The organism is Actinomycetospora sp. CA-084318 (assembly GCF_050955885.1).
In the GTDB taxonomy this organism is placed as follows: Bacteria; Actinomycetota; Actinomycetes; order Mycobacteriales; family Pseudonocardiaceae; genus Actinomycetospora.
Genome location: NZ_CP192098.1, coordinates 3319222 through 3335073, shown reverse-complemented (window position 1 = coordinate 3335073; position 15852 = coordinate 3319222). Strand labels below are relative to the sequence as shown.

Below are 15852 nucleotides of genomic sequence, written 5' to 3'. Positions count from 1 at the left end.
CGACGAGGTATGGCCGTCGGGGGGACCGGGCAGACTGTCCGGCGTGGAGCTTCTCGACACCTACACCGGCCACGTCGACCCCGAGGGCCCGGCCGCCCGGCGGGACCTCGACGCCGTCGCGATCACCAAGGTCTCCGTCGGCCCGATGGACAACAACGCCTACCTGCTGGTCGACAAGGCCACCGGGTCGACGCTGCTGATCGACGCCGCGAACGAGGCCGAGCGGCTGCTCGACACCGTCGACACCGTCGCCGAGCGCGGCCGGACGAAGACGATCGTCACCACGCACCAGCACTGGGACCACGTGCAGGCGCTGGAGGCGATGACGCAGGCGCTCGCGCCCGAGACCTACGCCCACGAGCTCGACGCCCCGGAGCTGCCGGTGGCGCCGGACCACACGGTCGGCGACGACGACGAGGTGCGGTTCGGCGAGTCGTTCGTCGAGGTCATCCACCTCGACGGGCACACGCCGGGCTCGATCGCGCTGCTCTACCGCGACCCGGACGGCTCCGCGCACCTGTTCACCGGCGACTCGCTGTTCCCGGGCGGGCACGGCAAGACCGCGACCGTCGACCACCACAACGCGCTGATGAACGACCTCGAGCGCAAGGTGTTCGACCGCCTCGACGACGACACCTGGGTCTACCCGGGCCACGGCGACGACACCACGCTCGGTGCCGAGCGCCCGCAGCTGCCGGAGTGGCGCGAGCGCGGCTGGTAGGTCGTCCCGACGGCGGGTGTCGGGCGGTCAGGCGCCCGGCATCGCCGCGTTCGGGGCGGGCACGGTCCGGCTCATGAGCGAGCGGGCCAGCTCGAGGACGAGGTCACGCTCGTAGACGACCGCGTACTGGTACTCGCCGCCGACGGTCTCGCGTGCCACGAGCGCGGCGGACACGTGCGGGCCGACGACGATGACGTCCCACTCGGCGCGCAGCGGGTCGCCCCCGCCGAGGTCGGCGCCGCGGACACCGGGCAGCGGCTCCGGGCCGGCGCCGAGCAGCGCGACGAGGCTGGTCTCCCGGGCGGCCCGGGCGTAGCGCTCGGCCCGGGCGCCGGTGGGGGCGGCGCCGGGGCCGACGGTGGCGAGGGTGACGGTCGGGCCCTCGGCGGTGAGGGCACGGCGTTCGAGGAGCTCGGCGGCCAGCGACACCTCGGCGAGACCGCCGTGGCGCATCGGCCGGCTGCGGGACACCGTGGCGAACGGGCTGCGCCGGGTCGGTCCCTCGGGGGCGCGCGCGAGCGGGGCGCTCACCGGAAGGATGCGGCGCGGGTCGGGTCCGAGCAGGCCCGGGCGGCCGTAGTACCAGCCCTGCCCGAGGGTGGCGCCGAGGGCGCGCGCGGTGCGCTCGTGCGCCGCGGTCTCGATGCCCTCGGCGAGCACGATCGCGTCGTTCTGCTCGGCGTAGGCGAAGACCGCGGTGGCGATCCGCGCCGCGTCGTCGTCGTGCGGGTCCTGGATGAGCCGCTGGTCGAGCTTGACGACCTCGGGGCGCAGGAACGGCATGAGCGCGAGTGAGCTCGGATGGCTCCCGACGTCGTCGAGCGCGATCGCGATCCCGATGTGCCGCAGCCGCGTCGCGAACCACTGCACCCGGGCCGGGTCGGCGGTGAGGGCGCGCTCGGTGAACTCCATGACGAGGCGTCCGCCGCCCGCCAGGAACTCCTGCGCGACGGCGGGCGGCGTCCCGATCGGGATGCCGTCGGGCTCGACGTTGAGGAACAGGGTCGTCGGGCCGTCGTCCCCCGCCGCGAGGGTCGCCTCGAGCGCCCGGACGCGGCAGAGTTCGTCGAGTTCCGCGAGCCGCCCCTCGACGCGGGCGCGGTCGAAGAGCTGCTCGGGCCGGGCGAGCACGCCCGCCGGGCCGCGCGTCAGCGCCTCGTGCGCGATGACGCCGCCCGTCGCGAGGTCGACGATCGGCTGGAACGCGGTGGTGAGCGAGTCCATGGCGCCGGAGAGCTCGTCGCCCGCCTCGGCGTCGGCTCGGGAGCCGCTCACCCGCCAGATGTCGGTCACGACTCACCCCCTCCGGGCCCGTCTCACCTGCACTGCGTGGGCCGGACGGTACCCGGGTGATCCGTTGGAGCTAGCGCCCCGCCCCGGAAGCGACCCGGATGGATGACAGCGGCGACGCTGCGGATCCGTCGACCGCCGGTCGGGGGACGACGCGCGTCATCAACGACCGGGCGATCTCGAGGACCAGGGGCCGGTCGTGGGTGAGGACGTAGTCGAACTCGCGGTCGGGGTCGGCCGGGTCCGCGTCGGGCTCGAGGTCGCGGGCGACCAGTGCGGCCGCGAAGTGCGGCCCGACGACCGCCACGTCCCACTCGCCGCGCACCGGGTCGTCCGCCCCGAGGTCGGCGCCGCGGACCCCCGGCTCCGGCTCGGCGTCGACGCCGCGGCCGAGGACCCCGACGAAGGCGGCCGCCCCGGCGAGCGCCCGGTAGCGCCGCCGCGAGGACGGGGTCAGGTTCACCGCGTCCTCGTACGCGGCGAGGACGACGGCGAGCTCCCCCAGCTCCGCGGCCTGCTGCTCGAGGTGCCGGCTGACCGCGACCAGCAGGGCCTTCGTGGCGCGTCGGGGCGTCCGGACCCGGGCGACGGTGGCGAACGGACTGCGCGCGACGGCCCCGGCGACGGGACGGCGCAGCACGGGCGGGCGCCAGGGGGCCGCCAGGTCACCGAGGTGCTCGGCCCCGGTCGGGTGGCCCACGTGCCAGCCCTGGACGAGCGTGGCGCCCAGGCCCCGTGCCGCGACGAGGTGCTCCGGGGTCTCGACGCCCTCGGCGAGGACCACGGCGTCGCTCTGCTCCGCGTAGGCCGCGACCGCCGACATCACCTCGGCGGCCTCGCCCGGGTCGCGGGCCTGCACCAGCGACAGGTCGAGCTTGACGACCTCCGGGCGCAGGAAGGGCATGAGGGCGAGCGACGCCGGCACCGCCCCGACGTCGTCGAGGGCCACCCGGAGCCCGTGGGCCCGGGCCTGCTCGGCGAAGGCGAGCAGCCGCGCGGGGTCGGCCGTCAGATCGCGCTCGGTCAGTTCGAGGACGACGCGGACCCCCCGCTCGAGCAGCGCGGTGACCGCCGGCGCGGGCTGCACGGCGGTCGGCACCGCCAGCGGCTCGACGTTGACGAACAGCCCGAGCGGTCCGGTCAGCCCGGCCTCGTCGGCGACCTCCACCGCGCGGCGCCGGCACAGGTCGTCGAGCTCCGCGAGACGGCCGCACGCGCGGGCGACGGCGAAGAGCCGATCGGGCCGCTCGAGGAGGCCGCCGGCCGGTCCTCGGGCGAGCGCCTCGACCCCCACCACGGCGCCGGAGTCGGCGTCGGCGACCGGCTGGAACACCGGGACCACCGCGCGGCGGCGCAGCAGGTGGTGCAGCGCCGCGCGTTCGAGCGGGGACGCACCCGGGTCCTGCGACACCCGCGCTCCCTCCCCCGGTGACACGAGCGCCACCGACGGTACGCCGGGTGATCCGAAAGGGCGATGTCGGCGGACCCGTCGACCGGCCGGTGGTCACGCGCCGAGCACGGACTCCCCCGCGACGGGGCCGTGGGCCAGAATGGAGCGGGTATGGACGGGACGACGCGCGTGGACCGCTGGCTCTGGGCGGTGCGGCTGAGCAAGACCCGGGCGGACGCGGCGACCGCGTGCCGCGGCGGGCACGTGCGGGTCAACGACAAGCCCGCGAAGCCGTCGACCCCGGTCCGCCCCGGCGACACGGTGCGCACCCGGCTCTACGACATCCCGCGCATCGTCGAGGTGGGCACCGTCATCGAGAAGCGGGTCGGGGCCCCCGTCGCCGTGACCTGCTACGTCGACCACACCCCGCCCCCACCGCCGAAGGAGACCGTGCTCCCGGTGGCGCAGCGCGAGCGCGGCGCCGGCCGCCCGACCAAGCGCGACCGACGCCGCATGGAGGCCTTCGAGCAGGCCTCGCTGCTGCACACGGTGGACCACGAGATCGAGGACCCCGGGAACCCCGAGGACCTCGGGGACTGAGTTCCTACTGCCCGTTGCGGGTCACCGAGTAGGACGTCGTCTCCAGGCCGTCGCCGCCGATCCACGGCTCGAACCCGGCCTGCACGCTGGTGAGGTACCAGCCCTCCTTCGCCTGTCCGCGCTTCTGCGCGTCGGTGACGAAGGTGGTGATGTTCAGGTCCTTGACCTCGGTCGTCTGCTGCTGGCGGACGTAGGAGATCGTCGGCAGGTCGGCCTTGCCGAGCCACACGTCGTACCCGACGCCGTCCAGCGTGGCGGTGCCGACCTTGTTGCCGATGGGCTGCACGCGGTCGGTGTGCTTGAGCCAGATCATCAGCTCCAGGCCCGTGGGCCGGCCGTCCTTACGGGCGGTCGGGTCGAGCCAGATGTCGTAGGCGACGTTGTAGTCCCCCGACGACGGCGTCTTCACCGACCAGGACGAGCGCAGGTCCCCGAGGTCGGAGATCGGGCGCGGGAACGGCGTGCCCTTGGTGCAGTTGCCGTAGTTGCAGCCGAAGACGATCGACGGGTACGAGGCGGGGCCGCTGTTGTTGCGGTGCTTGGCCTCGACCCGGAACGCGGCGCTCGCCCCGGTCGGGCCGGCGCTCGGCCCGTCGTAGGCGACGATGCACTGCGGGGTGCTCGCGCCCCAGAGCGAGTTCTGCACCTCGTACCGCCCGCCCGCGACCGGCGTCGAGCCGAACTTCTCGCAGACCTTCTTCTCCGCGCGGTCCGCGGCGGCGGCCGCGGTGGTCGCGGCCGGAGCGGCCGTCGTGGTGTCCGCGGCCGGGGTCTCCGAGGTCTCCGGCGCCGCGGCCTCCGAGGTCGCCGGGGATTCCGGGGAGGCCGACGGGGTGACCGACGGGGTGTCCGACGGGGTGTCCGACGGGGTGTCCGACGGGCTCGCCGGCGTGAGCGTGCTCGTGGTGGGCACGTCGCTGGTGGCGACGGCGGCCGGGACCGGCTCGACCGTCGCGGCGGAGGCGCCGTGCGGCAGGCCGGTGAGGACGGCCAGCGCGACGAGGGCCACGCCCCCGGCGAGCGTGCGTGCGGCGTCCGCGCGGAATCCCGCCCGCCGCTCGTGGCGTCCGGCGGCCAGGGACCGGGCACCGCGTCGAGCCGGGCCCGACCGCCGGTGCCTCCCGATCCGCCGTCGGCGGGCCTCCGGCGTCTCGCTCGCCGTCGATGACCGACCGTTCATCCGCGCCGTCCTCCCCGTTGGACCGTTCAGCGCGCAGAAACGTACGTTCGGCGCAGTGAACTGCGCCAGACGGCGTCAGTCGTTCGAGGTGTAACGAGGAGCCTTCACACCCACTCGGGTGACGATCAGACCCCGTTGCGCGTGGCGTTGAACGCGTCCGTGGACAACCCGGTGCCGCCGACCCAGGGCTCGAAGCCCGCCTGGAGGTTCGTCAGGTACCAGGAGGGTTGCACGACACCCTGCCGCTGGGCGTCCCGGACGAAGTCGGTGATCGGCAGGTCGAGCACCTCGCGGACCGACTGCTGCCGCACGTAGGAGATGACGGGGACGCCGTTGTTCGCCCCGGTCCAGACGTCCCAGGTGGCGCCGCCGATCGACACGGCGCCCCGCTTCGAGCCGATCGGGTCGATGCCGCCGGCGCGGATCGTCCAGATCATGAGCTCGGCGCCGGTGTTGTCGCCGTCGCGGCGCGGGGTCGGGTCGAGCCAGATGTCGTAGGCGGCGTTGTAGCGGCCGCGGTCGGGCACGGTCACCGCCCAGCTCGACCGGACGTCCCCCAGGTCGGAGAGTGGTCGCGGGAACGGCGTGCCACGGGTGCACGTGCCGTGGTTGCAGCCCCAGACGATGCTCGGGTAGGCCGCCGGCCCGGAGTCCTTCGCGTGGTTCGCCTGCACCGCGAACCCGGTGTCGAAGGCGGTGGTGCACTGCGGCGTGTCCGCACCCCACGCGTTGTTCTGGACCTCGAAGCGACCGCCGGCGACGGGGGCCGAGCGGAACTTCTCGCAGATGCGGGGCCCGGTGCGGTTGCCGATCGCCGACAGCGGCGCGAGGAGCCGGGGCACGGCCGGGGCCACCTGCGGCAGGGCCGGGAGCGGCGCGGGCAGCGGCGCCTCACCCGCGAGCGGCTGCGATCCGGCGTCGGCGGTGCGGTCGACGGTGATCGGCGGGACCGTCTCCTGCGGACCGCCGCAGGCGGTCAGCAGGGCGAGGATCGCCACGGCGGCGCCCACCAGGAGGCGACGGGACCGGGCACGCGGCGCGGAGCTGGCCCCTCGGGACTGACCCATACGGGGGAGGCTAGAGCAGGCGGTCCGGGTGGTGGGCGGCGGGCTCGACGCCGTGTCGTCGCAGGTCAGCGGGTACCTCGTGGCCCAGCAGGACGGCCGCGGCGAGCGCGGCCGCGGCGGGCGCGGTCTCGATCCCGGACCCGCCCTGCCCGGCGACGACGCCGAGCCCGGCGAGGCGCTCCCCCACGACGAGCGTCCGGTCCGGCGCGAACGTCCGCTGCCCCGCCCAGCTGGTGACCACCGACCGGAGCCCGAGGGTGGTCACGGCGTCGACGCGCTCGAGGGCGAGGGCCACGTCGAGCTCGTCCGGGCGGGCGTCGCCGGGCTCCTGCGGCGTCTCCTCGGAGGGGCTCACCAGCAGGTACTGCCCCTCCGGCTTGGCGTACCAGGAGTCCGAGGCGCTCACGGCGAAGGGATCGTCGGGATGGACCTCCGCCCGGACGATCGCGATGGTGCGCCGGTAGGCCTGCAGCCCGAGGGCGGGGGCGCCGGCGAGCGTGAGCAGGCGGTCGGTCCAGGCGCCGGCGGCGAGGACGACGAGGTCGGTGTCGACGCGGTCGTCGGGAAGCTGCAGGCGCCACCCCGTGGCCGTCGGGGCCGTCCCGACGACGGGTGCGCCCGTCCGGATCGTTCCGCCCGCCGCCCGGAAGCGGGCGCGGTAGTGCTGGAGCAGGCCGACCGGGTCGGCGTCGTGGGCGTCCTCGACGACGCCCGCGGCCCGCACGACGTCCGGGCGCAGGGCCGGCCACCGGCGGACGGCCTCGGCCGGGGTCAGTTCGTCGACGGGATCCAGCGGGAGGATCTCGGCGCGGAGCACCCGCTCCTCGTCCTCGGTGGTCGCCACGTGCAGCACCGGTCGCGGCCGCAGGAAGGGATGACCCGCCTCGGCGGCGAGTGCGTCGAACCGGTCGCGGCTCGCGGCCACGAGCGCGCGCATCGGCGCGGAGCCGTGGCCGGGGATGTAGCTCGCGGCCGACCGGCCGGTGGTGTGCCGCGCGAGCTCGGGCTCGGCCTCGAGCAGCACGGGGCGCTCGACGCCGAGGGCGGCCAGCTCGGCCGCCACCGACACCCCGCCGATCCCCCCGCCGACGATCACCGCGCCCGCCGTCGTCACGTCCCACCCCGCGGATCCGTCAGATTCCGCGCCGCCGCGACATACGGCCGCCAGTCGACCGTGGACGGCAGGTGCAGGGCCCCGAGCCCGTCGACCGGATGCCACGCGGCGAGGCCGGTGGTCTCCCGCTCGGCGGCACTGAGGTTGGCGGCGCTGGGCTCGCCGGGGTGGACCGCGACGCGGTAGTAGAGCATCACCGACTGCACGCAGTCGTCGTCGAACCGGAAGAACGACGAGGCCGCCCCGACGAGCACGGGGTCGTGGCCGTGCAGCCCGGTCTCCTCCTCGAGCTCGCGTAGCAGGCCCTCCTCCAGGGACTCCCCGAGCTCGATCCCGCCCCCGGGCAGGTCCACGCCGCCCAGGTAGGGCAGCAGCAGGATCTCCGGGCCGCGCAGGACGATCGCGTAGGCGCTCGGTCGCCAGGACAGTTCGTCGAGGCGCGTCGCCCGCGTCACCCCGAACTCGTCCGGCACCGCGATCACGGCCCGCTCCCCGGTCACGTCCGCAGGTCCAGCCCCAGGTCCAGGGCCGGCGAGGAGTGGGTGAGACCGCCGACGGCCAGGAAGTCCACGCCGGCCGCGCCGTAGGCGGCCGCCGTGTCGAGGGTCAGCCCGCCAGACGCCTCCAACCCGCACGACGGTGCGGCCGCGTCCCGCCGCCGGACCGCCTCGGCGCACCCGTCCGCGCTGAAGTTGTCCAGCAGGATCAGCTCCAGGCCGAGGCCGAGGGCCTCGTCGAGCTGGTCGAACGAGTCGACCTCCAGCTCGCAGGGCAGCTCGGGAGCGGCGGCCCGCGCGGCCTCGACCGCGGCCGTGACCGACCCGGCGGCCGCCACGTGGTTGTCCTTGATCAGCAGCGCGTCGCCGAGCGACATCCGGTGGTTGACCCCGCCGCCGCAGCGCACCGCGTACTTCTGCAGCGCGCGGAGCCCGGGCACCGTCTTGCGGGTGTCGCGGATGCGGGCGCGGGTCCCGGCGACGGCGTCCACCCAGGCGGTGGTGGCGGTGGCGACGCCGGAGAGCTGGCAGAGCAGGTTCAGCGCCGTCCGCTCGGCGGTCAGCAGCGTCGTCAGGGGTGCCCGCACCGCGAGCGCGACCTCCCCCGCCGCGAGCCGTGACCCGTCGTCGCGCACCGCGAGCACCTCGAGGTCGGGGCCGCAGACCCGCTCGAGCACCCGCACGGCGACGCCGACGCCCGCGAGCGTGCCCGCCGGGCGTGTCCGGAACTCCCCGACCGCGACCGCTCCGGGCGGCACGCAGGCCGCCGTCGTGCGGTCGGGTCCGTCGCGCAGGTCCTCGTCGAGCGCGCGGTCGACGACCGCGTCGATCTCCGCGGCGTCGAGCCCGTCGGGGAGCACGACGGCGGTCATGCGGCACCTCCGGTGGTGATCGTGAGGGGAGGATGCGAGCGCTCCATCGCGGTGAGGGTTCCCCTCGCGCGGGAGGGGGTGGCCGTCATGCGGCACCGCCCAGCGCCGAGTCCAGCGGGCCGAGCCGCAGCGCTTCGCCGTCCAGCGTGACCGCGACCGACGTTCCCTGCCACCGGTCGTCGCGGCGCGGGAAGTCGCGTCGGAGGTGGCAGCCCCGCGACTCGGTGCGCCATCCGGCGGCCGCCAGCACGGCGCTCGCGGCGAGGGTGAGCGCGGCGTCCTCGACGGCCGCGCGGGTGTCGAGGGCGCGGACGGCGGTCGAGGCCTCGACCACGTCGGAGGTCGCGGCCAGCCCGGCCGCGTCGCGTCCGATCGCCGACCCGCGACTCATGGCGCGCTGCAGCGTCGCCCGGTCCGCCGCGGGGGCGTTCCCGACGACGGGCGTGCCCGGCTCGGGCACCGAGCGCGGCCCCGCGAGGGTCGCCGCCACGTCCGCCCCGGCCCGGCGGCCCACGACGAGGCCCTCGAGCAGGCTGTTCGACGCGAGCCGGTTCGCCCCGTGCAGGCCGGTCCGGGCGACCTCGCCGGCCGCCCACAGCCCCGGCACCCCGGTGCGCCCGGTCGTGTCGGTGACGACACCGCCGCACGCGTAGTGCTGGGCGGGCCGGACCGGGATCGGCTCCCGGGCGAGGTCGACGCCGATCGCGTCGCAGGAGGCGGCCACCGTCGGGAAGCGGCGACGCACGTCCGGGACCCGGGTCGCGTCGAGCAGCACGTGGTCGGCCCCGGTGCGGACGAGCACCGCGGTGATCGCGCCGGCGACGACGTCGCGCGGGGCGAGGTCGCCGCGGGGGTCGACGTCGTCCATCACGCCCTGCCCGGCGAGGTCGACGAGGTGGGCACCCTCGCCGCGCAGCGCCTCGGTGACCAGCGGCGCCCGGCCGACCAGCCCCGGCACGAACAACGCGGTGGGGTGGAACTGCACGAACTCGACGTCGGCCAGCGCCGCGCCCGCCCGCAGCGCGAGCGACCAGCCGTCGGCCGTGGCGACCGCGGGGTTCGTCGAGGTCTCGTACAGCCCGCCGATCCCCCCGGTGGCGAGCAGCACGGCGGGCGCCGCGATCACGCCGACGCCTCCCGCGTCGTCGACGACCTCCAGCCCCGTCACCCGCCCCCGGTCCCGGCCCACGGCGACCGCCGTGTGGTGCGCGAGCACGGTCGCCTCGCCGGGCAGGGCCGCGAGCAGCGCCCGCTCCACCTCGGCGCCGGTGGCGTCGCCGCCGGCGTGGATGACGCGGGTGGTGCCGTGGCCGCCCTCGCGGGTGCGGGAGAGCCGCGGGCCGTCCACGTCGAACAGCGCGCCACGCGAGCGCAGCTCCGCGACCGCGCTGCGGCCGCCCTGGAGCAGGTCGCGGGTCGCCGCCTCGTCGACCAGCCCGCCGCCCGCGGCGAGGGTGTCGGCGACGTGCGCGTCGACCGTGTCGCCCGGGATGTCGCCGAGCACCACGGCGATCCCGCCCTGGGCCCAGCGCGTCGAGCCCTCGTCGGGGACGTCCTTCGTCACGACGACGACCCGCAGACCCGCCCGCGACGCCTCCGCCGCGGCCGACAGGCCGGCGACCCCGGACCCGACGACGACGAGGTCGGCGGCGGCGCTCCAGGCGACTCCCGATTCCGCGCGAAAGTGCCGTTCGCTGCTTCTACGCGCGCGAGAGTGCCGTTCGCTCGCTTCGGGTGAGGCCGTCCCGGGCGTGCTCACTCCCCACCCCCGGGCTGCCCGATCTCGATCATCCGCTGCACCGACGCGCGGGCCCGCTCGGCCGTCGCCGGGTCGACGTGGACCTCGTCGCGACCCTCCTGCAGCGCGCGCAGCAGGGCGCCGGGGGTGATCGTCTTCATGTACCCGCAGGCGGCGCGGGCGTTGACCGGCCGGAAGTCGACGGCCGGGTTGGCCCGGCGCAGCTGGTGCAGCATGCCGACCTCGGTGGCGACGAGTACCGAGGACTTCGTCGTGTTCTTCGCGGCGTCGAGCATCCCGCCGGTGGACAGGATGTGGACCTGCTCGGCCGGCACCGCACCCTCCCCCGCGAGGTAGAGCGCGGAGGTGGCGCAGCCGCACTCGGGGTGGACGAACAGGTCGGCGTCCGGGTCGGCCTGCACCTGCGCGGTGAGCTCGGCCCCGTTGATGCCGGCGTGCACGTGGCACTCGCCCGCCCACACGTGCAGGTTCGCGCGGCCGGTCTCGCGGCGGACGTGGGCGCCGAGGAACTGGTCGGGCAGGAACAGCACCTCGCGGTCCGGGTCGATCGACGCCACGACCTCGACGGCGTTCGACGAGGTGCAGCAGACGTCGGTCTCGGCCTTCACCGCGGCCGTGGTGTTGACGTAGGAGACGACGACCGCGCCGGGGTGCTCGGCCTTCCAGGCCCGCAGCTCGTCGGCGCTGATCGAGTCGGCGAGCGAGCAGCCGGCCCGCTCGTCCGGGATCAGCACCGTCTTCTCCGGAGCGAGGATCTTCGCCGTCTCGGCCATGAAGTGGACGCCGCAGAAGACGATCGTCGAGGCGTCGGAGGCGGCCGCGACCCGGGAGAGGGCGAGCGAGTCGCCGGTGTGGTCGGCGACGTCCTGGATCTCCGGGCGCTGGTAGTTGTGCGCGAGCACCACCGCGTCCCGGGCCCGGGCGAGCTCGCGCACCTGCGCGGCCCACGCCTCGATCTCGCGCGGCTCGGACAGCGAGCGCGGCTCGACGAGATCCGTCGGCGGCCGGTGCCCGGCCCCGTCGGTGACGGCGCTGTCGATGACGGTCATGGACGGTCCTCCCCCGACCCCGCCCACCCGTCGTCGGGGAGGCGTGCCGGTTCTGTCCGAGGTTTTCGCCTGTTGGTCGAAAACATCGGCGACGGTACGCGGCGTGTCCCCGCTACGCCAGCTCTCCGACCGACGGGGATGACGGAGCACACATCCGGTCACGGACCGCTACCGTGGCGCGCGTGGAGGCCGAGGGCCTGATCGCCCACGACGTGCTGGCCGTCGTGCTGCGGATGTCGCCCAGCTCCCCCGAGGTGCTGCTCTGGCAGCGCGCCCGCGAACCGCACGACGGGCGCTGGGCCCTGCCGGGCGGGCGGCTCGGCGCCACCGAGGACGTCGAGGCGTCGGTGCGGCGGCACCTCGCGGAGAAGGTCGACCTCGGCGAGGTCGCCCACGTCGAGCAGCTCTCGGTCTTCTCCGACCCGCACCGCGGGCCCGCCCCGCGCCGCGTCGCGACCGCGTTCCTCGGGCTCGTCCCCAGCGACGCCGACCCCGCCGTGCCCGGTGACACCGCGTGGCATCCCGTCGACGCCCTCCCGCCGACGGCGTTCGACCACGGCGCCATCACGACGGCGGGTCTGGAGCGGCTGCGCGCGAAGCTCTCCTACACCAACATCGGCTTCGCGCTGGCCCCCGAGGTGTTCTCGATCTCCGAGCTGCGCGGGCTGTACGCGGCCGCCCTCGGACACCGGGTGTCGGCGACCAACCTCCAGCGGGTGCTCACCCGCCGGGGGGTCCTGGTCCCGACGGGGAGCACGGCCGCGCCCGGACCCTCGGGTGGCCGGCCGGCAGCGCTCTTCCGCTTCTCCGAGCGGTCGTTGCGGGTGACCGACCCCTTCGCGACGCTGCGTCCGCCCGACCGGGACTGCTAGCGGTACGGCGCGCGCGCCGCCCGTACCGGCCGCGCGCGCTCACTCGGCGACGGGGGCCCGCTGGCCGTAGCGTGAGCGCCGTGCCCGAGACGCTGCCCCTCTTCCCGTTGGGCACGGTGCTGCTCCCCGGGGCACCACTCCCGCTGCACATCTTCGAACCGCGCTACCGCCAGCTGACGATCGACCTGGTGACCGGCGCCGTCCCCGGCAAGCAGTTCGGCGTGGTCGCCGTGCGTGAGGGCTGGGGTCCCGACGACGGGCTCGACGGGCTCCACGAGGTCGGCTGCACCGCGGCGCTGCGCGAGGTGCGGCGCCTGCCCGACGGGCGGTTCGACGTCCTCACCGTGGGCGACCGACGGTTCCGCCTGCTGGGCGTCGACGCCACGTCCGCGCCGTACCTGACCGCCGAGGTCGAGTGGTTGCCGGACCTCGAGGGCGACGACCCGGTCGCGCTCGAACCCCTGGAGCGGGCCGCCCGCGCCGCCCACCGCCGTTACTGCACCGCGGCGTGGACGTACCGGCGGCAGGCCGAGCGGGACGTCGACGACGTGGCCGACCTCGCCGAGGTGGTCGAGGACGCGGAGGACGACCTCGACGACGACGCCGCGGCGCCCCCGGTGTCCACCGAGGAGACCGACGTCGACGTCACCGTGCTCCCGCACGTCCTCGCCGCCGACTGCCTGCTCCCGCTCGCCGACCGTCAAGAGCTGCTGGAGCAGACCTGTCCGAAGGCGCGCCTCGAACTGGTCTCGCACGCCATGAGCCGCGAGGCCACCCTGCTCGGCCGCCTCGGCGCGGTGTGGGCACCGACGGCCAAGTTCGCGGTGCCGACCAGCGACAACTAGGTGGACTGAACGTCTGCCGTGCGGCTCATGTCGTCCTCGCCCAGCGCGATCGCGCAGAGCAGGTAGGCCAGGACCGCGCCCAGACCGGCGCCGAGCACCGTCCAGAACGAGCCGATCGTGGCGGGCACGGTCGACAGCGTCGCGGGGATCGGCGCGCCGGCCGTGGCGCTGCCGGTGGCCTCCGCGCGGTCGAGCAGCACCCCGATGGGCGACCGGTCGGTGAGCGGGCCGGCCAGGGCGGTCCCGACGAAGGCCGCGACCCAGGCACCCGCCGTCGTCGCGACCCCGACGCCGAGCAGGGTGACCGGTCCGCGGCGGTCGACCCGCCGCCAGGCCAACGTCCCGACGACCACGCCGTAGGCCGTGGCGAGCAGGAAGAAGATCGCGGTCGCGTCGAAGACGTGGTCGGACTCGGCCGCGAGGGGCGAGCTCGCGCCCGCCGCCGTCGTCACCGTGGCCTGTCCCGGCGCGATCAGGGCCCAGAGCAGGCCGAGCAGCACGCCCGCCAGCGCGACCACGAGCATCGTCAGGAGGGTGGGCCGCAGGTCGGCCCGGAGCTCGCCGCGGGAGAGCAGGCCGCGCGGCTCCTCGACCACGAACTCCTCGGAACCGACGGTCACCGCTGCGCGGCCTCGGCGCTCGTCCGCTCCCCGTGCCGGCTGCACCGGGCGGTCCAGCCCATCGGGTCGACCTGCACGACCATCCGCCGCGCGCACTGCGCGCAGTAGCGGGGCGGGTCGATGCGGGACAGCCGCGACCGGCAGTGCTCGTGGTCGCCGGTCGCGGTGTCCCCGCCGCAGAAGGAGCAGTACATCAGAGCGTGTCGTTCAGGGCCTTGATCGGCATCTTCAGGGTCTCGAGCATCTCGAGGTCCTGCTCCGCCGGACGGCCCAGGTTCGTCAGGTAGTTCCCGACGATGATCGCGTTCACCCCGCCCAGCATCCCCTGCTCCGCACCCAGGTCGCCCAGCGTCAGCTCCCGGCCGCCCGCGAACCGCAGCACCGTCTTGGGCATCGCCAGCCGGAACGCCGCGATCGTCATCAACGCGTCCGGGCCCTGCGGCACGTCCAGGTGCGCGAACGGCGTCCCCGGATTCGGGATCAGGAAGTTCATCGGCACCTCGTCGGGCTCGAGCTCCGCGAGCTGCACCGCGAACTCCGCGCGCTGCTCGAGCGTCTCCCCCATCCCGATGATCCCCCCGCAGCAGACCTCCATCCCCGCCGCCCGCACCATCTGCAGGGTCTCCCAGCGCTCCTCCCAGGTGTGGGTCGTCACGACCTCCGGGAAGTGGCTGCGCGCGGTCTCCAGGTTGTGGTTGTAGCGGTGCACGCCCATCGCGGCGAGCCGGTCGACCTGGTCCTGGGTCAGCATCCCCAGCGAGCACGCCACGTTGATGTCGACCTCGGCGCGGATCGCCGCCACCCCGACCCGGATCTGCTCCATGAGCTTCTCGTCCGGCCCGCGCACCGCCGCGACGATGCAGAACTCGGTCGCACCGGTCTTCGCGGTCTGCTTCGCGGCCTCGACGAGGCGGTCCTTGTCCAGCCACGCCGCGCGCACCGGGGAGTCGAACAGCCCGGACTGGGAGCAGAAGTGGCAGTCCTCGGGGCAGCCGCCGGTCTTGAGCGACACGATGCCCTCGACCTCGACGTCCGGGCCGCACCAACGCATCCGCACCTCGTGCGCCAACGCCAACGCCGCGGTCAACCGCTCCGCCGGCAACCGCAGCACCTCGAGGACCTGCGCCTCGGAGAGCCCCTCACCCCGCTCGAGGACCTGCTCCCGGGCGACGGCGAGGATGTCGCCCTCGTCCGTGGTGCCGGTGGCGGTGTCGGTGCTCGCCGTCGTCACGCGTGGCTCCTGGTGTTCGGGGGTCGGACGCTGCGGAGTCTGCCTGACGGTCACGCCTGACTCCACCGCCCACCCAGGACTTGACCGAGGCCACACCGCGCGGAGTCCTCGAACCGGGTCGGGTCCGCGTCCCCGAGACCCGTCGGCAGGACGCCGAGCAGGGGCGCGCCGGTGACGACCGGCAGGTCGTCGAGGTTGGTGCGCTCGGCGAGGTCGGGGTGCTCCGGATAGGCGCCCACGACGGTCCCGACGAGCTCCCGCCCGCGCCGGGCGAGCGCCTCCGCGGTCAGCGCCGCAGAATTCAGGACGCCGAGGCCGGCGGTGGCCACGAGCAGCACCGGCAGGTCGAGGTCGGCGAGGGTCTCGCCGTCGTCGTTCAGGCGGACCAGCAGGCCGCCGGCGCCCTCGACGAGCACGAGGTCGGCCGTGAGGTCGGCCAGGGCCTTCTCGACGTCCGCGACGTGCAGCGGCGGGAGCCCGGAGCGCCGTGCGGCCGTGGCGGGCGCGAGCGGCTCGGGGTAGCGGGCGAGCTCGAGGGTGGCGACGCGGCCGCCGGTGAGCCGCTCGACGTCGGCGAGGTCGCCCGGCTCCCCGGGCGCGATCCCGGTCTGCGCCGGCTTCACGACGACGACCCGCTCCCCCGCCGCCGCGGCCAGCGCCGCGACGGCCGCCGTCACGATCGTCTTGCCGACGCCCGTACCCGTCCCCGTGACGATCATCGTGCGCACGTCGAGCGAGCGTAGGC

At 75.4% G+C, this 15852-nt stretch carries 17 protein-coding genes; 4 read left to right on the top strand and 13 right to left on the bottom strand.

The genetic code is table 11. The features are described 5' to 3' along the window. Positions 1–43: 43 nt before the first annotated feature. Positions 44–721 carry an MBL fold metallo-hydrolase gene (locus ACQPYX_RS16305; RefSeq protein ID WP_433798378.1) on the top strand — a complete coding sequence of 226 codons (678 nt, stop codon included), beginning with the start codon at positions 44–46 and terminating at the stop codon, positions 719–721. A gap of 27 nt (positions 722–748) precedes the next feature. Here the strand turns inward: ACQPYX_RS16305 and ACQPYX_RS16300 are convergent, their stop codons facing one another. Then, a complete protein-coding gene (locus tag ACQPYX_RS16300) occupies positions 749–2014 on the bottom strand; it encodes an EAL domain-containing protein (protein WP_433798377.1) in 1266 nt (421 codons plus the stop codon). 70 nt (positions 2015–2084) lie between these two features. After that, positions 2085–3422 carry a sensor domain-containing phosphodiesterase gene (locus ACQPYX_RS16295; RefSeq protein WP_433798376.1) on the bottom strand — a complete coding sequence of 446 codons (1338 nt, stop codon included), beginning with the start codon at positions 3420–3422 and terminating at the stop codon, positions 2085–2087. 150 nt (positions 3423–3572) lie between these two features. On the opposite strand from ACQPYX_RS16295, the gene ACQPYX_RS16290 reads away from it, so the two are divergent. Next, complete coding sequence (locus tag ACQPYX_RS16290; RefSeq protein WP_433798375.1) at positions 3573–4001, top strand: RNA-binding S4 domain-containing protein; 429 nt, start codon at positions 3573–3575, stop codon at positions 3999–4001. Positions 4002–4005: 4 nt separating this feature from the next. On the opposite strand, the gene ACQPYX_RS16285 is transcribed toward ACQPYX_RS16290, so the two are convergent. The 7 genes from ACQPYX_RS16285 to nadA all read right to left on the bottom strand — a co-directional run bounded on the left by ACQPYX_RS16285 (position 4006) and on the right by nadA (position 11539). Further along, a complete protein-coding gene (locus ACQPYX_RS16285) occupies positions 4006–5181 on the bottom strand; it encodes a GH12 family glycosyl hydrolase domain-containing protein (RefSeq protein ID WP_433798374.1) in 1176 nt (391 codons plus the stop codon). 125 nt (positions 5182–5306) lie between these two features. Beyond that, the gene (locus tag ACQPYX_RS16280) at positions 5307–6248 is read right to left on the bottom strand and encodes a GH12 family glycosyl hydrolase domain-containing protein (RefSeq protein ID WP_433798373.1); all 942 of its coding nucleotides are present in this window, start codon (positions 6246–6248) and stop codon (positions 5307–5309) included. 10 nt (positions 6249–6258) lie between these two features. Continuing rightward, the gene (locus ACQPYX_RS16275) at positions 6259–7362 is read right to left on the bottom strand and encodes an NAD(P)/FAD-dependent oxidoreductase (protein WP_433798372.1); all 1104 of its coding nucleotides are present in this window, start codon (positions 7360–7362) and stop codon (positions 6259–6261) included. Then, positions 7359–7844, bottom strand: a complete 486-nt coding sequence (locus tag ACQPYX_RS16270) for an NUDIX domain-containing protein (RefSeq protein WP_433798371.1) — start codon at positions 7842–7844, stop codon at positions 7359–7361. Before ACQPYX_RS16270 ends, ACQPYX_RS16275 begins: the two co-directional genes overlap by 4 nt. Before the next feature lie 14 nt (positions 7845–7858). Beyond that, positions 7859–8731 carry a carboxylating nicotinate-nucleotide diphosphorylase gene (gene nadC / locus ACQPYX_RS16265; protein WP_433798370.1) on the bottom strand — a complete coding sequence of 291 codons (873 nt, stop codon included), beginning with the start codon at positions 8729–8731 and terminating at the stop codon, positions 7859–7861. Between the two features lie 85 nt (positions 8732–8816). After that, positions 8817–10490, bottom strand: coding sequence for an L-aspartate oxidase (gene nadB / locus ACQPYX_RS16260; protein ID WP_433798369.1), 1674 nt, complete (start codon positions 10488–10490; stop codon positions 8817–8819). Continuing rightward, positions 10487–11539 carry a quinolinate synthase NadA gene (gene nadA, locus ACQPYX_RS16255; protein ID WP_433798368.1) on the bottom strand — a complete coding sequence of 351 codons (1053 nt, stop codon included), beginning with the start codon at positions 11537–11539 and terminating at the stop codon, positions 10487–10489. Before nadA ends, nadB begins: the two co-directional genes overlap by 4 nt. 233 nt (positions 11540–11772) lie before the next feature. On the opposite strand from nadA, the gene ACQPYX_RS16250 reads away from it, so the two are divergent. Together ACQPYX_RS16250 and ACQPYX_RS16245 are read left to right on the top strand one after the other, a co-directional pair. After that, positions 11773–12411, top strand: coding sequence for an NUDIX hydrolase (locus tag ACQPYX_RS16250; RefSeq protein WP_433803733.1), 639 nt, complete (start codon positions 11773–11775; stop codon positions 12409–12411). A gap of 71 nt (positions 12412–12482) precedes the next feature. Then, complete coding sequence (locus tag ACQPYX_RS16245; RefSeq protein WP_433798367.1) at positions 12483–13256, top strand: LON peptidase substrate-binding domain-containing protein; 774 nt, start codon at positions 12483–12485, stop codon at positions 13254–13256. Here ACQPYX_RS16245 and ACQPYX_RS16240 read toward each other — a convergent pair. Genes ACQPYX_RS16240 through bioD form a run of 4 tightly spaced genes read right to left on the bottom strand, consistent with a single transcriptional unit; the run spans position 13253 to position 15835 of the window. After that, positions 13253–13876, bottom strand: a complete 624-nt coding sequence (locus ACQPYX_RS16240; protein WP_433798366.1) for a DUF2567 domain-containing protein — start codon at positions 13874–13876, stop codon at positions 13253–13255. The two genes, ACQPYX_RS16245 and ACQPYX_RS16240, sit on opposite strands and share 4 nt — an antisense overlap. After that, positions 13873–14070, bottom strand: a complete 198-nt coding sequence (locus ACQPYX_RS16235) for a hypothetical protein (protein WP_433798365.1) — start codon at positions 14068–14070, stop codon at positions 13873–13875. Before ACQPYX_RS16235 ends, ACQPYX_RS16240 begins: the two co-directional genes overlap by 4 nt. Next, positions 14070–15107, bottom strand: a complete 1038-nt coding sequence (gene bioB, locus ACQPYX_RS16230; protein WP_433798364.1) for a biotin synthase BioB — start codon at positions 15105–15107, stop codon at positions 14070–14072. The genes ACQPYX_RS16235 and bioB overlap by 1 nt, the downstream gene beginning before the upstream one ends. A gap of 50 nt (positions 15108–15157) precedes the next feature. Then, positions 15158–15835, bottom strand: coding sequence for a dethiobiotin synthase (gene bioD / locus ACQPYX_RS16225; RefSeq protein ID WP_433798363.1), 678 nt, complete (start codon positions 15833–15835; stop codon positions 15158–15160). Between the last annotated feature and the right edge of the window lie 17 nt (positions 15836–15852).

Excerpts from the sequence above, each read along its gene's own strand:
- ACQPYX_RS16290 (WP_433798375.1), top strand. The coding sequence starts at position 3,573 with ATGGACGGGACGACGCGCGTGGACCGCTGGCTCTGGGCGGTGCGGCTG.
- ACQPYX_RS16285 (WP_433798374.1), bottom strand. The coding sequence starts at position 5,181 with ATGAACGGTCGGTCATCGACGGCGAGCGAGACGCCGGAGGCCCGCCGA.
- ACQPYX_RS16280 (WP_433798373.1), bottom strand. The coding sequence starts at position 6,248 with ATGGGTCAGTCCCGAGGGGCCAGCTCCGCGCCGCGTGCCCGGTCCCGT.
- nadC (WP_433798370.1), bottom strand. The coding sequence starts at position 8,731 with ATGACCGCCGTCGTGCTCCCCGACGGGCTCGACGCCGCGGAGATCGAC.
- nadA (WP_433798368.1), bottom strand. The coding sequence starts at position 11,539 with ATGACCGTCATCGACAGCGCCGTCACCGACGGGGCCGGGCACCGGCCG.
- ACQPYX_RS16250 (WP_433803733.1), top strand. The coding sequence starts at position 11,773 with ATGTCGCCCAGCTCCCCCGAGGTGCTGCTCTGGCAGCGCGCCCGCGAA.
- ACQPYX_RS16235 (WP_433798365.1), bottom strand. The coding sequence starts at position 14,070 with ATGTACTGCTCCTTCTGCGGCGGGGACACCGCGACCGGCGACCACGAG.